The sequence below is a fragment of the Aeribacillus sp. FSL K6-8210 genome (assembly GCF_037963925.1).
Classification (GTDB): Bacteria; Bacillota; Bacilli; order Bacillales; family Aeribacillaceae; genus Aeribacillus; species Aeribacillus composti.
Genome location: NZ_CP150172.1, coordinates 1,592,931 through 1,608,394 on the forward strand (window position 1 = coordinate 1,592,931; position 15,464 = coordinate 1,608,394).

17 protein-coding genes are annotated in these 15,464 nt (G+C 39.2%); 13 read left to right on the plus strand and 4 right to left on the minus strand.

Features of this window, described 5'->3' with window-relative positions:
• Positions 1 to 18 precede the first annotated feature (18 nt).
• Positions 19 to 1,165, plus strand: a protein-coding gene (locus NSQ41_RS07695; RefSeq protein WP_339211350.1) for an IS3 family transposase whose coding sequence is annotated in 2 segments (ribosomal slippage) — positions 19 to 288 and positions 290 to 1,165 — 1,146 coding nt in all. Because the reading frame shifts where the segments join, the coding sequence is not laid out codon by codon here.
• A gap of 255 nt (positions 1,166 to 1,420) precedes the next feature.
• Here NSQ41_RS07695 and NSQ41_RS07700 read toward each other — a convergent pair.
• The 4 genes from NSQ41_RS07700 to NSQ41_RS07715 form a co-directional block, all read right to left on the minus strand.
• Positions 1,421 to 1,645: an HNH endonuclease gene (locus NSQ41_RS07700; protein WP_311067213.1), complete on the minus strand. Its 225-nt coding sequence runs from the start codon at positions 1,643 to 1,645 to the stop codon at positions 1,421 to 1,423.
• Positions 1,629 to 1,802 (minus strand): hypothetical protein, encoded by a 174-nt coding sequence (locus NSQ41_RS07705; protein ID WP_311067214.1) that lies wholly within the window; start codon positions 1,800 to 1,802, stop codon positions 1,629 to 1,631. Before NSQ41_RS07705 ends, NSQ41_RS07700 begins: the two co-directional genes overlap by 17 nt.
• 200 nt (positions 1,803 to 2,002) lie before the next feature.
• Positions 2,003 to 2,263, minus strand: a complete 261-nt coding sequence (locus NSQ41_RS07710; protein ID WP_311067215.1) for a hypothetical protein — start codon at positions 2,261 to 2,263, stop codon at positions 2,003 to 2,005.
• A gap of 5 nt (positions 2,264 to 2,268) precedes the next feature.
• Positions 2,269 to 3,186: an HTH domain-containing protein gene (locus tag NSQ41_RS07715; RefSeq protein WP_339211352.1), complete on the minus strand. Its 918-nt coding sequence runs from the start codon at positions 3,184 to 3,186 to the stop codon at positions 2,269 to 2,271.
• 224 nt (positions 3,187 to 3,410) lie between these two features.
• On the opposite strand from NSQ41_RS07715, the gene NSQ41_RS07720 reads away from it, so the two are divergent.
• From NSQ41_RS07720 to NSQ41_RS07775, 12 genes are all read left to right on the plus strand, one after another.
• Positions 3,411 to 3,593, plus strand: a complete 183-nt coding sequence (locus tag NSQ41_RS07720; RefSeq protein WP_311067218.1) for a DUF255 domain-containing protein — start codon at positions 3,411 to 3,413, stop codon at positions 3,591 to 3,593.
• A gap of 68 nt (positions 3,594 to 3,661) precedes the next feature.
• Positions 3,662 to 5,542 carry a thioredoxin domain-containing protein gene (locus tag NSQ41_RS07725; RefSeq protein WP_339211355.1) on the plus strand — a complete coding sequence of 627 codons (1,881 nt, stop codon included), beginning with the start codon at positions 3,662 to 3,664 and terminating at the stop codon, positions 5,540 to 5,542.
• Positions 5,543 to 6,209: 667 nt separating this feature from the next.
• Positions 6,210 to 7,715: a 4-hydroxyphenylacetate 3-hydroxylase N-terminal domain-containing protein gene (locus NSQ41_RS07730; protein ID WP_339211357.1), complete on the plus strand. Its 1,506-nt coding sequence runs from the start codon at positions 6,210 to 6,212 to the stop codon at positions 7,713 to 7,715.
• A gap of 20 nt (positions 7,716 to 7,735) precedes the next feature.
• Positions 7,736 to 8,221: a flavin reductase family protein gene (locus tag NSQ41_RS07735; RefSeq protein WP_339211359.1), complete on the plus strand. Its 486-nt coding sequence runs from the start codon at positions 7,736 to 7,738 to the stop codon at positions 8,219 to 8,221.
• 17 nt (positions 8,222 to 8,238) lie between these two features.
• On the plus strand, positions 8,239 to 9,099 hold the full coding sequence (locus tag NSQ41_RS07740) for an FAD synthetase family protein (RefSeq protein WP_339211360.1): 861 nt from the start codon (positions 8,239 to 8,241) through the stop codon (positions 9,097 to 9,099).
• 29 nt (positions 9,100 to 9,128) lie between these two features.
• Entirely contained in the window at positions 9,129 to 9,554 is a 426-nt protein-coding gene (locus tag NSQ41_RS07745) for a heme-binding protein (protein ID WP_199757352.1), read from the plus strand.
• 61 nt (positions 9,555 to 9,615) lie between these two features.
• A complete protein-coding gene (locus tag NSQ41_RS07750) occupies positions 9,616 to 10,530 on the plus strand; it encodes a catechol 2,3-dioxygenase (RefSeq protein ID WP_063389734.1) in 915 nt (304 codons plus the stop codon).
• A gap of 462 nt (positions 10,531 to 10,992) precedes the next feature.
• The gene (locus NSQ41_RS07755; RefSeq protein ID WP_339211362.1) at positions 10,993 to 11,886 is read left to right on the plus strand and encodes an alpha/beta hydrolase; all 894 of its coding nucleotides are present in this window, start codon (positions 10,993 to 10,995) and stop codon (positions 11,884 to 11,886) included.
• Positions 11,887 to 12,386: 500 nt separating this feature from the next.
• The gene (locus NSQ41_RS07760) at positions 12,387 to 12,593 is read left to right on the plus strand and encodes a 4-oxalocrotonate tautomerase (protein WP_130158872.1); all 207 of its coding nucleotides are present in this window, start codon (positions 12,387 to 12,389) and stop codon (positions 12,591 to 12,593) included.
• A gap of 318 nt (positions 12,594 to 12,911) precedes the next feature.
• A complete protein-coding gene (locus NSQ41_RS07765) occupies positions 12,912 to 13,181 on the plus strand; it encodes a 2Fe-2S iron-sulfur cluster-binding protein (protein WP_063389622.1) in 270 nt (89 codons plus the stop codon).
• A gap of 17 nt (positions 13,182 to 13,198) precedes the next feature.
• Complete coding sequence (locus NSQ41_RS07770) at positions 13,199 to 13,750, plus strand: XylR N-terminal domain-containing protein (RefSeq protein WP_339199748.1); 552 nt, start codon at positions 13,199 to 13,201, stop codon at positions 13,748 to 13,750.
• Positions 13,751 to 13,858: 108 nt separating this feature from the next.
• The gene (locus NSQ41_RS07775) at positions 13,859 to 15,091 is read left to right on the plus strand and encodes a helix-turn-helix domain-containing protein (RefSeq protein WP_339211364.1); all 1,233 of its coding nucleotides are present in this window, start codon (positions 13,859 to 13,861) and stop codon (positions 15,089 to 15,091) included.
• Positions 15,092 to 15,464: the final 373 nt, after the last annotated feature.

The following is a 15,464-nucleotide window of genomic DNA, read 5'->3' on the forward strand; positions in this document are numbered from 1 at the left end:
ATAAGTTATAATGATACCATGAAAAAAAGAAACCGATATACCGCAGAATTTAAAGCTAAGGTGGTTCTTGAGGTGTTGCGTGAAGAGCAAACCGTCAATGAAATAGCCGCCAAATATGAATTAAGCCCAGTCATGGTCAGTCGTTGGAAAGCAGAATTTCTAGAACGATCCTCGATGGTCTTTGAAAAAGGCTCAAGCGAAGTGGATAAAATCCGTAAAGAATATGAGGCCAAACAAGAAAATTTAGAGAAATTGGTAGGTCAGTTAACGGTTGAAGTTGACTGGCTGAAAAAAAAATCTGGGCTCAAATAAGTCTGTTGACGAACGAAAGGCTATGGTCGAATTCAATCACCCATCGATCAGCATCAAGCGTCAGGCACAGTTATTAGGTATTCATCGTACTAGCGTGTATCGCCAATCAAAGGGGCAAACAGAAAGCTCAGAAAACATCATGCTCATGCACGAAATGGATATGCTTTATACAGTTCATCCCTACTTTGGCTACAGGCGCATGACTGCGAAACTTCGTGAGAAAGGATTTGATGTGAATCGTAAACGCGTACGCCGTCTCATGCGCCTTATGGGTATACAAGCTATTTACCCTAAACCCAACATTAGTAAGAGGCTACATGCCAAGTACTGCCGACCTTACCTGCTCCGTGGATTGGAGATCACCCATCCGAACCATGTGTGGGGAGTGGATATCACCTACCTTCGTATGGGACGGGGCTTTATGTATCTGTTTACCATCATCGACTGGTTCAGCCGCAAAGTGATCGATTACGAGTTATCTAGTACGCTGGAGAAAGGATTTGTCATCAACTGTCTTAAGCGGGCATTGCGTCATGGTAAGCCGACCATCATCAATAGTGACCAGGGCAGCCATTTTACAAACGCTGACTATCTCGGGCTGTTGAAAGAGTATGGCATCCAGGTATCAATGGATGGCAAAGGACGAGCAACAGACAATAGTCGTACGGAACGATTCTTTAGAGCTTTAAAGTATGAATGTATCTATCTCAATGAATTCGAGAATCCTAAAGAGTTGCGAAAAGGCATTCGACGCTATGTTACGTTCTATAATACAGACCGACCTCACCAATCCTTGGACTATTTGACGCCAGCAACAGTGTACAAGCAACCTAAGATGGCTCAAGCATCCTAACCATCGAACGTGATGAGAGGCTTTATATGGAGAGACGGGCATGATAGGCTGTTTTAGCCATGCGATGTTATCTGTCCATCGCTCCAGCGCAAAAAATCGTGCCCGTAGAGGCTCCATGTCAAGCCTTTATCGCACACGCACCACATTCATAGCGAAAGGAGAGAATGGATAACTTAAATATTATCAATTTGTGTCTTGACAAAGGGGTGCATTACATTATTTCCACAAAAAAGGAGATAATACCTTTTTATATTACTATAAATGTACCTTATTTTTGTTAATTATTTTTTTTAATTCTTCAATGGTATAGGCTTGTTTTTGTCTATGTAATATTGCATGACAATTGGGACAAACAGGGCGTAAGTCTTTTAAAGGATCAATCTCATACTCTTCGCCAATTTGGCTAATTTCTTTGAGATGATGAACGTGAATAAAGTTTTTATCGATATCACCGCATGTTTCACTAAAAATTAAAATCACAAACTGAACAGTTATAACCGTAATAATCTAAACACTTTTGTCTTGCAATGGGATTACGTTCATAAGCGTTAACAGAAATTTGCTTTTTGGCACCTTCAACAAGTGTTTCTACTTCCAATATTTTTTCTACTAGTCTTATTTGTACATCTTCAAGCACGTTAGGTAATTCCATATTGAAATATTTCAACTTCACAACTTGGCGTGGGAAAGATACGTTCAATTGAACTGTGGTGATAAAATTTTCTTCGCTAAATAATATAACATCAGTTAAAATTATGACAATATCTCACGATTTTCGTCATTATCAGAAAAAGCGGTTGTAAAACGTCTTCCTAGAGTATGTATTGAAACGATTTTTTAATTCTGATAAACTTTCAACACCGTTGCCTGTTCCGAACCTCTCCCACGCTTTTTTATTTGAGAGATTCTCGTAATATTTAAAACTACCAAACCTACATATTTTTCGATAGGGGCTTTTAACAAAAACAAAAATTTGTTACCTTTGGAAAGTCTTCTGACGTTACACGGTGTCGGTGTCCAAAAATTTACTTCTTCGGGAATTGGGGTGTTTCTAAGATATCTATACCAACCAATATCAGTAGGTGCTATCGCAAACATACTATTCACTTCTTTTTTATTTTCTCAACTAATTGTTCAGCCGTATAAACTTTATCGTACTTTTCCTTGATGATTTCTTTACTATTCATATCATTTTTTATCCGAACAATAAATTTTCTAAAATCAGGATTTTCCTTTGAAAGTTTGTTTACAGTTTCCCAATCAATTTCTGTTTTGTGTTTGGCAGGGAATAATATTTCAGAAGCATCTGGGTCTTCAATATCTAGTTTTATAATTCCAATCCCAAAAGCAGAGGTAAGACGTTTCAACTCAGTCATAAATTCTTCATCGTGTAATATGTTTGCAGTTACTAAATAGCCTTCGTTAGCCCATGAAGAATTTGAAACCGCTTGGAAATAAGCCTCACGAATATTAGCAAATGTTAATTCTTTCTTCACTTCAAAGGAATAAAGCTTCACTAGTTGACTTCCGAGAGTTAATCCAAAATCTAAAACTTCCGATTCCCATTCACCAATAGGGAAGTTAATTCCGACTAAATCTGGATGTAACCATTGTGAATATGTTCGTTTAGAAGATTTTTCATGATAAATGGTTTTGGTATATACATTTAAGTATGTATTAACATAGTACGTTAAAAAAGGGTGTAAATCTCTTTCACTATATGAAGTTTCTTTTGGTTGTATAATTTCTTTTTCTTCTTTTATTGTATCTACATTTTGAAGTTCCTTAAGAAAGAATTTCTTTGGTTTAGAATCAATTTTAACAAAAGGCGAATTTGGATTATCCCGCATATCAACGTATATTCTTGCACTCATAGTTTGCCATGGTGTCTTACCTTTTGAACCTACCAACACATCGTATTCTCTTTCTTGGGCATAACGCCATATTTCTTCAATTGTCATTGGTTTATTAGCTTCTTTCAATACCTTAATTGCTAGTTCAAAAAATGTTAACTTTTCCAAATTGAACACCCCAAGTTAATAATTACCTTTAACAAAATAATATAACAAATGCATAATTTATCAAATTTGAGAATATTTTTTGTTGTATCTTCACGGGAAATATTTGGTAAAATAAAGTTGAACGTATCTTCCAAGCAAATACTTTTATACGGTCATATGGACAACCGTTTAAGCGAATTTGGAAGGATTGTTCTAAATTCTATTAAGAGGAGGAAGTGTTGAAGATGAAGGAATACTTAAAACAAGATCGTTTTTCAAAAGAATATAATTGGCTAATAAAATCAAAATCACCGTATTTGCTACAACATGCAACGAACCCTGTAAACTGGTTGGAATGGTCACCTGAAGCTTTCCAAAAAGCAAAAAGAGAAGGAAAGCCTGTACTTGTGTCTATCGGCTATTCCTAGCCCTGTAATGGGGCTAATATATTAATTAAAAGGTGGATATAAAGTTTACATGTCACTGGTGCCATGTCATGGCTCATGAAAGCTTTGAAGATGAAGAAGTTGCAAAGATATTAAATGAACGGTTTGTCGCTATAAAAGTAGATCGTGAGGAGCGACCAGATATTGATTCCATATATATGAGGGTATGCCAGATTCTCACGGGGCAAGGCGGATGGCCGCTCAATGTATTTATCACACCGGATCAAAAACCTTTTTATGCAGGCACTTATTTTCCTAAGCAAAGCCGTTTTGGACGTCCGGGATTTATCGATGTGTTGCAGCAGCTTTCGGAAATTTATCAAAAAGAGCATGAAAAAATTGAAAAGACAGCAGCACGCATAACGGAAGTTTTAAATAAAAATGCCAGTCGAAATAAGAAAGGTGAGCTGAAGCAAAGCGTTCTTCATGAAACGTTTCATCAGCTTTCAAGCAATTTTGACACAATTTATGGAGGGTTTGGTCAGGCACCGAAGTTCCCCATTCCTCACATGCTCATGTTTTTAATGAAATATCACGAATGGACTAAACATGAAAATGCTCTTTATTTTGTGAATAAAACGCTTGTGCAAATGGCAAAGGGAGGGATTTGGGATCATATCGGCTTCGGATTTGCCAGATATTCGACAGATGCCATGTGGCTCGTTCCGCATTTTGAAAAAATGCTGTACGATAATGCCCTTTTGCTTTATACATTCTCCGAGGCCTATCAAGTGACCCAAAACCCTCAATTTAAAACAATTGCAGAACAAATTATTGAATTTGTCCGACGGGACATGAGGAATGAATCAGGGTCTTTTTATTCTGCCATTGATGCAGATTCTGAGGGGGAGGAAGGGAAATTTTACGTATGGACAAAACAGGAAGTGGTAGAGATTCTCGGGCAGGAACTAGGCGAACAGTTTTGTCATATTTACGATATAACTGAAGAAGGGAACTTTGAAGGAAAAAATATCCCGAATCTCATTCATACGAATGAAGAAAAAGCGGCAATTACCTATCAAATGGGGCTGGAAGAGCTGAAAGAGCAATTGGAGCAGGCGAGACAAAAGCTTTTTGAAAAACGAATTGAAAGACCGTTTCCACATGTTGATGATAAAGTGCTGACCGCGTGGAATGCTCTCATGATTGCTGCACTAGCAAAAGCAGGAGCTGTTTTTGATCAGGAAGCATATATCAAAATGGCAAAAAAGGCGCTGGATTTTATTGAAAATCATTTAATTGTAGACGGAAGAGTTATGGTGCGCTATCGCGATGGCGAAGTAAAACAACAGGCGTTCATTGATGATTATGCATACCTTCTTTGGGCCTATATCGAAATGTATGAAGCGACATTTAATTTAACTTATTTGCATAAAGGTAAACAGCTTGCTGATAAAATGATTGATCTTTTTTGGGATCAAGAAAATGGCGGATTTTTCTTCACAGGTCATGACAGTGAAGCAATGCTTGTCAAGGAGAAGGAAATTTATGATGGTGCGCTCCCTTCAGGAAACAGCGTTGCGGCCTTCGCGCTTTTGAAATTGAGCAGGCTGACCGGCAATTTGGATTTACACGAAAGCGTTCAGCAAATGTATTCTATTTTTAAAGAGGAAGTGGAGAAATACCCAAGCGGTCATACGTTTTTCTTGCAAAGCCTTTTGATGGAACAGCTGCCGCAAAAAGAGGTTGTCATTATTGGTCCGAAAGATTGCAGCAAAAGGAAAAGATTATTGAATCGTATTCAACAGGCGTATACAATGGAACTTTCAGTGTTAGTTGCTGAAGATCCAAATCAATTTGCACAAATTGCGGAATTTGCGAAAAATTATCGCATGATCAATAATGAAACAACTATTTATATATGTGAAAACTTTGCCTGCCAACAGCCGACAACAGATGTAGAGGAAGTTATAAATACATTGAACTTATAATGAAAATGTACGATACTATTATCCCCGACAGGCAGACAGTAAAAAACGATGCATTTAATACGATGTTCTGAAAGTCTGCCTCGGACTGGGGTTTTTATGTGAAAGGACAATCCTGAAAACGGGGAGTCGTTCGTTTGCAGTTTAAAGAGCACTTTCTGATCGGTGACTTGATCCGATTGCTGACGATTCGGCTTCTGACAGCGCAGAAGAAACGCTGATCTTATCGGCGGTGCCGCAAACATATTGGAATAAAGAGCAATGCCCAGATAGCACAAGGGATTAAGAAAGTTCACATTGCTAGGTCATTGAAAGATCAGCGGGAAATGTGATTACAACATTTCAGTACATTAGACAGGGATATGTATGAGCATTATATGATAAAAAACGCCTGGAGACTATTCACTGGAAGCAATCGAAGCCAAGATATGTATGAATATTATTTGAGAAGACTGTCTCACGCTCAAATCGCCAGCTTGTTGCCATTTTGACGCAATGCTGGTGTTTGGCAATGAGGTAGTCTTTTTTGTGTATTTTCAACAACAATTGTTTAGTTTTCAATGATTTTTAAACAAACGCTATCATTGTCTGAAAATTCAAATCAATTATATGATAGAACCGTAGAGGAAATACCAGTTCATTATATTTTCATTTAGGAAGGTGATAAAAGATGATGAATGGTAAGGAATATTTAGAAAGTTTAAGAGATAACAGGGTTGTTTATTTAAATGGAGAAAAGATTGATGATGTTACAACACATTCTGCCTACGAAAACTCTGCTCGCTCCATAGCAAGAATGTATGATGCTCTTCATGATGAACAGATGGGAAAAATTTTAACGACGACTACTGAAGAAGGCTATCAAACTCACAAATTTTTTAAAGAACCAAAAAATGCTCAAGATCTTTTAGAAGCAAGAGATGCGATTGCACAATGGGCCAAGCTGAGCTATGGCTTTATGGGGCGCACCCCTGATTATAAAGCTTCTTTCACAGCACATTTGAAAGCGTTTGCGGATTATTACGAAGGTTTTGAGGACAATGCGCGAAATTGGTACAAAAAAACAACAAAAGAAGTTCCGTTTATTAACCATACGATTATTAATCCGCAGGTCGACCGTTCAAAACCTCTTCATGAAAATAAAGATGTTTATGTTCGCGCTGTAAAAGAGCGGGATGACGGTATTATTGTAAACGGTGCCAAAATGGTGGGAACGGCAGCTGCACTAACTCATTATAACTTCGTCTCTAACTATGGAGCTCAAGATTTAGGAGATGGTGATCAAAGCCATGCACTCGTCTTCTTTGTACCGATGAATGCGCCTGGCGTAAAAATGATCAGCCGTCAATCGTATGAACAAATCGCAAAAACATTAGGTTCTCCGTTTGATTATCCGCTTTCCAGCCGTTTTGATGAAAACGATGCAGTCATTGTATTAGATAATGTATTTATTCCTTGGGAGAACGTACTTGCCTACAAAAATGTAAACGTAGTAAACGGGTTTTTTGTTGAAACGGGATTTGTAAACCGCTTTACATTCCAAGGTTGTACGCGTTTTGCCGTCAAGCTTGACTTTATGGTCGGCTTATTAATGAAAGCGACAGAGGCGGCAGGTACGAAGCAGTTTCGTGGGGTTCAGGCAAATATCGGTGAGGTTATTGCCCTTCGCAATATGTTTTGGGCTCTTTCTACCGCAATGGCAGCCAATTGTGAAACGAAAAATGGCGTTGCACTTCCGAACCTTCAGTACGGCGCTGCTTACCGTGTGCTCGCTCCAATGGTATGGCCGCGCGTCAAACAAATTTTTGAACAAATCGTTGCGGGGGGCCTCATTCAATTGCCTTCCAGTGCCAGCGACTTTTTAAATCCGGAGCTGCGACCGTATCTCGATCGTTATTATCGCGGTTCAGGCATTGATGCAAAAGAGCGGGTGAAATTGATGAAAATGATTTGGGATGCGATCGGAACGGAATTTGGCGGACGTCATGAGCTTTATGAAATCAACTATGCGGGCAACCATGAGAACATTCGTCTAGAGACGTTAAAAATTGCTGATGCAACTGGAGATTCCGACCGATTTAAAGAGTTTGTCGATTCCGCTTTGGATGATTACGATCTAAACGGTTGGCTCAATGATACTTGGGTATCTCCACAAAAAGAACTTGTTCAGAAATAAAAAGAAAGGAGGTGGTGGATATGGACGATCGCTTGTTTCGCAATGCGATGGGGAAATTTGCTACAGGGGTGACGGTCATTTCAACGGAGCATAACGGAGATATTCATGGAATGACAGCAAATGCCTTTATGTCCATTTCCTTAAATCCGAAGCTTGTATTAATTTCCATTGGAGAAAAAGCGAAAATGCTGGAAAAAATTCAACAATCAAAAAAATATGCCGTTAACATCTTGTCGCACGATCAACAAGTGCTTTCGATGAATTTTGCCGGGCAGCTGGAAAAACCAGTCGATGTACAATTTGAACAGCTGGGGGGACTGCCGGTCATTAAAGATGCTCTTGCGCAAATTTCCTGCCAAGTTGTTAATGAGGTTCAAGCAGGTGATCATGTCCTTTTCATCGGGAAAGTGACGGATATAAACATGACAGAGCAAGATCCGCTTCTGTTTTTCAGCGGAAAATACCATCAGCTTGCTCAAAGCGAACAAGCGACGGCGTCGAGCTAAAAAAAGGGGGCATTTCATTGAAAACAATCATCATTGATCATCAAAATGATCTAGATCTTATTGCCTCTTGTCCTGTCGTTGCTGCACTAGGGTTTTTTGACGGCGTTCATCTCGGACATCAAAAAGTCATTCAGACCGCTAAAAACTTGGCGGAAAAAATGGGGGTAAAAACAGCGGTTATCAGCTTTTTTCCGCACCCTAAAGACATAATCGGCAAAACGGGAAAACGTGTCCAATATTTGCTCCCGCCTGCCGAAAAAGCAAAAAAGTTTTCCCATTTAGAGATTGATTACTTTTATTTAATACGATTTACATCGGAATTTGCAAGACTTGAGCCGAAGGAATTTGTCCAGAAATATTTAGTTCCGCTGCAAATCAAGCATGTAGTAGCTGGATATGACTTCACGTACGGCCGAAAAGGAAAAGGAAGTTTAGATACGATGGAGGAAGACAGCGGATACTCAATCACTGTCACGAAAGTAGAAAATGTCAAACGAAACGATGAAAAAATTAGTTCTACGTTGATTCGAAATAAGATTCAATCAGGATTGATGGAAGAACTTCCTGATTACTTGGGAGAATTTTACGAAACAAAAGGAAAAATGATCCATACTGATGCAAAAGATGAATTGATTTTGGATCGGTACTATATGCTTCCTCCAAAAGGATGCTACGACGTGGCAATTGATATAGGAAAAGGGTGGTTTGAGGGACGCGTGCTTGTTACTAAGCAGAAAAAAATCTATTGGCTTGGTCCATCCATATCTTCTGTGTGGAGTATTTCTCGAGTCAAAGTAAAATGGATTGCCAGAAGTTTCGATTTCACATTAGAGATCGAAGAAAAGGAAGAGAAAAATCTAGTATTTACAAAAGGATAGCGGTGTTGACTTTAGGAAAGGGGGAAGAAATGTTGGCGTTTTTACAGCAAAAAAGCATCAGCAGTGACTTGGCGAAAAAAATGATTGACAAAGCGGTACAAAAGGCTGAAGAACTTGGAGTGAAAGTGAACATTGCTATTGTGGATCAAGGCGGAAATTTGAAATCGTTTTTCCGGATGGACGAGGCGCCTCTTTTAAGCATACAAATTGCTCAAAATAAAGCCTATACGGCAGCGGCTTTCGGGATTCCGACCCATCAATGGTATGACATGATCAAAGATGAGCCGAGCTTGCGCCTTGGGATTGTCCATACAGAAAAGCTTGTCGTTTTTGGAGGAGGGTACCCGATTTATGACGGAAACGATTTAGCTGGAGGAATCGGGGTCAGCGGCGGCTCAGAAGAAGAAGACAGATTGTGCTGCGAGGCTGCGTTATCTTTATTGGAAACGGTTTAATGGAAAGAGCTGATGATCAAATTCATTAAAATAAGATTTTTCAATGAAAGGGAGGATTCAAATGAGCGAAATTTTAAGATTAGGGCGATTGGAGCTTCGGGTGTTGGATTTAGAAGAATCTGTAAAATATTACACAAATGTCATTGGGCTTGAAGTGACAGGACGCGAGGAAAATCGAGTATATTTAAAAGCTTGGGACGAATATGACCATCACAGCATCATTTTGCAAAAATCCGATACAGCTGGAATGGATCATATGGCATTTAAGGTAAAAGATATTTACGAGCTGGAAAAATTAGAATATAAAATTGAGCAATTTGGCTGCAAACTTTCCCGAATTTCCAAAGGTACTAGATTAGCAGAAGGAGAAGCGGTTCGTTTTCAGCTTCCAACAGGCCATCATATGGAGCTGTATACGGAAATAGAACAAGTAGGGACAAAAACTGGGAATCTAAACCCAGATCCATGGCCGGATGGACTAAAAGGAATTGCTCCGCATCGATTGGATCACGCTCTTTTAACAGGCGATGATTTAAAAACAGCAACCCGCTTCTTTACAGAAGTGCTCGGTTTTAGACAAACCGAGAAAATCGTTACGGTAGATGGAGAAGATTTAGTCGGAAGCTTTATGTCAGTGACGAACAAAGGTCACGATCTTGCATTCGTGAAAGGACCGGATGCGAAATTTCATCATGCAGGATTTTATGTCGATAACTGGTATGAAGTATTAAAGGCAGCAGATATTTTAACCAAAAATAATGTTCAAGCAGAAGTGACGCCAACAAGACACGGCATTACACGAGGCCTTACCGTTTACTTTTTTGATCCATCCGGCAATAGAAATGAAGCATACACAAGCGGTTATATGAGCTATGCAGACTTTCCGACCATTACTTGGACGGAAGATAAAATTGGAACAGGTATTTTCTATCATCGAAGAGAACTCATTGAATCATTCTCTAAAGCACTAACATAAAAATACAAAGATCAAGAATATTCTTGTTAAAGGGGTTCGATCATCTCTTCTGATTCGGGAAACACGTAAGGAGATGTTTGCAGCCCCTTCGCTATTTATTTTGCATTCTTAAAAAAGAAATGTTTCAGATGGCTGACCGAAAATCGCTTGAAGTCGATGTTTGGGGTCAGCTTCTTTTTATACGGACATGCGAATTCATAATTTACGGATTGTTCTTTTGATGCGGTTTCCATGCCCAATTTTTTTCAGAGATTTCTTTAATAGTACGTTTCATTTTGATACATCTAAAGGAACATGTTTTTAGAAATACAAACGTATGAAAAAATTTGTTATTTTTTCCTTTTGTTTCTTATTATGAAACAATGGAGTTGTATAAACAATAAATACCGTTTACGATTGGGATAATTAGTATTTTCTAAAAATTGTGTCAATTAATTTCGTGTCAGGAGTACGTGTTGGAAAATGATTCGAAAGCAGTGCCAGAGGGGAGGAATTGGTTTGCAAGAAGCGACAAGTACCAGTGTCAAAACCGGAGACTATGAAACTTATTTTTACCGCACCGGCATCGGAAATAATGAAGCGATTCTTTTTATCCATGGGTCCGGTCCTGGAGCAACTGCTTGGTCTAATTGGCAATATGCGCTCCCTTTTTTCAAGGAAAAGGGATTTGATTGTATCGCGCCAGACTTAATCGGTTTTGGAATGTCGGAACATCCGCCTTCGCCTCCGAAAGGCATCCGTACTTGGATGAGGTTATGGGTGGATCAGCTTAAAGACCTTTTGGATGAATTGGAGGTGAAAAACGTTCATTTAGTGGGAAATTCTTTAGGCGGGGCTGTTGCTCTTCATTTATTGGCCGAGGCGCCTGAACGAATTGATCGCGTTGTGTTAATGGGCTCGGCGGGTGCTCCGTTTCGATTGACTCCAGAACTTGACCGCGTTTGGGGGTTTTATGAGGATCCATCCGCAGAGGCAATGGCGCAAATCATTCGCTGGTTTGCTTATGATGAAAGCTTTATTAAAGACAATCTTGACAGCATTAGTAAAATGCGCTTTGAGGCCGCAATGAATCCTGCCGTGCGCCGTTCCTATGAAGCAATGTTTCCTCCGCTTCGCCAGCAGATAGTAGATGATCTTGTTTTGCCAAGCGCCACTTTGCGCCGCATACAACAACAAGTTTTACTCGTTCACGGGCTGAATGATCCGATCGTTCCTGTCGAGACAAATTATTATTTTGCCAAACATCTTCCGCGGGTAAAAATGATGATTTACGGACAATGCAGCCATTGGACGCAAGTGGAATATCGAGACAGCTTTCATTCTTTGCTTTTGCATTTTTTTCACAATGAAATATAAGAATATTTTTATGTTTTTATCAAAAAACAAGGTTATGATTCGCTTTTTTGAAAGCCAGACAGCATTGCGAATATGCCTAGTACAACACAACAGTTACGGTTGTTGTACATTTCAATCATTGACGCTTTACCTAGAAAGACAGCCTGCACTAAAAGCGATTTGAAATTTTTTGCAGCCGGCATCGCATTTTCTTACTTTAGCGGCTGTCTTCCCGCATCATGTTAAAAGAACGATTTACGAAAAATGTTGGATCAGATGTATGCTTCATCTTTATAGTTTTTTAAAGGAATGGTGCCATTATTTCGACGGTTGCGGTGCTAGAGTGTCAGGGTCCATTATTTGAACAATAACAAACTTTCTCGTGACCAGGAATCAGTGCAATGGTAGAAATCGTCTAAGCGAGAGTTAGCCGATGCAATAGCAAAACGTTTTCTCCATAAGCCTGAACTTCTTTCGTTCGGTTGAAGCCTTTTTATCTTTGGAAAGGAGAGTCAAAACGTATGCCTTTCATTCAAGTTCACTTGTTAGAAGGTCGTTCTCCGGAAAAAAAGGAGACACTTATCTATGAATTAACGGAGACGGTGTGCAAAGTATTGGATGCGCCGAAAGAAAATGTCCGCATCATGATTCAAGAAATGCCTCTAGAACATTGGGGAATTGCTGGAGAATCTGTGAAAAAACGAAGAGAGCATGAAAAAGAGGGATGAAATCGGCAGATACAAAAGTAGAAAGTTAATTGTTTATGAATGGGGAACATGTTGCGTGATTAAGAACTCCGTTCGACGCTTTCAAGAACTGCGGCATTGGTCGTGAAGAAGAAAACATACCTTAAGCAAAAATATTTATTATGCTTATAGGTGTCGGATAGCCATGATGTTATGTTCATCAACGATGCGATCAATGCTATGCATTTTTGTTTCTTTTCGCCAGCGCTAGTAAAAGCAGGTGCAAAATGGCGCATAACGTTATGCTGTAGAGCATGCTTGAATAATAGAAAAAATTATCATGTTGGGAGGGAGATAATAATGGTATATCAAATTCATATAGGCGGAGAAATTTTTTCTTGCGGAGAGAGCGTTGATTTATTAAAAGCTGCGAGATCTCATCAAGTAAAAATTCCTTATGGATGTGCAAATGGAGGATGCGGAATGTGCAAAGTCAAAATCCAAAAGGGAGAATACAAAATTGGATTGTGTTCGAAAGGAGCTCTTTCGGATGAGGAGCGGCAGCAAGGTTATGTATTGGCTTGCAAAACGTATCCGCTCAGCCACTTGATTGGTGATCTTGTTGAATAAAGCTAAGGTGGTAACATATGAACAAAAAAAGATCGGCATTAGATCAGCTGGAATTAAATTTTGATAACGGTTACATTTATATGGGGAAGTCCCGCTCGATGATTGTGGCGACAAATGCGCTCGGATTATTGCGCAGAGATTTAATTCGCGACATGGGATTTGAACGGATGAAAGGTTTTTTGTTTCGGTATGGATGGAATCTAGGTAGACAAGACGCGAAAGAATTGATGAATCATGCAAACTGTACAGTAGAGGAGTACATTCAAGATGGCCCAAAGCTGCATACGATGAAAGGTCATGTGAAAGCGAGATGTACTTTTTTAGAAGTCAGAAGGGAAAATGGAAAATATCAAGTCAGAATGGAAGGATATTGGTGTCATTCCTATGAAGCAGAAGAACATGTGCGCCATTTTGAGACATCATCCATCCCAGTTTGCTTTACCCTTTCTGGTTATGCCAGCGGTTTCGTTTCAGAAATTGTCGGAGAAAAGACGATTTTCAAAGAAATTGCTTGTCAAGGTATGGGAAAAGAAGAATGCCATTGGATCGGCCAAACGGTGGATCGATAGGGAGAAGAAGCGGAACAAGAGCTGTGCTATCTTGAAGAGTCCCCAATCGTAGAAGAGCTGGCGGCAACATACGAAAAACTTTTAGAAGAACGGAATAATTTAAAATTTGTGACGGATGTTCATAAGAAGCTCACTGAGGAAATCATTAAAGGAAACAATTTAGACTCCGTAGTTCGTCAAGTGTTTCAATCGACGAATATCCCAGTTTTAATTGAGAACCTGCACCTTCATCCGATGGCCTATGCTGGGATTACTTCCAATGAATTAGAACAATATAAAAACGAACTTATTGACTATGTAGGAAAAAATCCTTTTTGCCAGCCTCAAGCCATCGTCACATCAACACAACTTCTTCATTTGCGCCATCATGATCGCCTGATGACACCAATATTTTTGCAAAACAAAATTGTAGGATATTGTTCGTTTGTTTATCGCGATTTGCATCAATATAACGCCTCAATTTCTCCTATGATTTTAGAGCGGCTGGCCTCTGTCAGCTCGGTATGCTTGCTCAATGAAAAAGCAAAGCTAGAATCGTATGAACGGATTAAAGGATTTTTTTTAGAGGAAATCATTAATGCGGGACAACAAAGCAATGATCACGACTTAATCATGAAAGCTAGTTTAATAGGAGTGGATTTATCCAAGCCTTTTTATATCTGTGTGCTGGATTGCCGGTTTCAAGAAGATGATTTATCGAAAGAGCTGGAAATGCAAAAAGAAGTTTTAAGTTTTCTTTCCGCTTACGACAAAGATCAAAAACAAAACATGTTGATTGGCCAGCGTGCAAAACATCTTATTTTGCTGGTAACAGAAGATCAAGTTGCCAAAACAGGTATACAAACATGGCTGTCAAAAATCGTTGATTTACTATCTTCACAATTCTCTACTATTAAATTTTACGGGGGAATCAGCTCCAAAGTAAACAATGTGTCAAATGCCGGGGAAGCATATAAAGAAGCACTTACAGCGGTCAGGGTATCATCGAAGCACCAACAAATCATTTCGTTTGAATCGTTAGGGGTTGTTGGTGTGCTGATTAATGAAAAGAATGAACAAGAGGTAAAAAAAATGGCCAAAGCTTGCCTTGGAAACTTAAAACTGGATGATCCAAAAAATATCGAGTTCTTGCGAACATTGTACATCTTTCTAGTCAATGGAGGCAATTTGGAACAGACAGCGGCAGATTTGGCGTTATCCATCAGCGGATTGCGTTACAGGGTGAGCAAAATCGAAAGCATTATTCAGCAGGAACTGCGAAATCCTATGATTCATCATCAACTTCTTTTATCGATCCAGTCATTAATGATGATTGGAGAGATCGATATCGGCATTAAATAATGAAGGCACTAAAGGTACGGACATTTTCCTGCATGGGAATGGCACCGGTTGTGCTTTTGTATTCATAATAAAAGTTTCATATGGAAATTCTAAAATTTGCAGGAATCAAGTGCAAATTTTGAGTTAAATTCCATTTGGTATCCCCTACTCAGGTAGACAAAAAAAACAGATGCATTTCATATGATGTGTAAAGAGTCTGCCTGGGATGGGGGTTTTTAATGGCAAAGAAAAAACAAAACCTCAAATCAGGAACCTTTCATTTGAAGGAAAAGATTAAAGACACTTATATGAAGCACACCCCGAAACGATCGAACAGGTTCTCATTTTTTTAGCCTTAGCCGCTTTAAAAAATGCCTGTCCTGCGATCGAATCA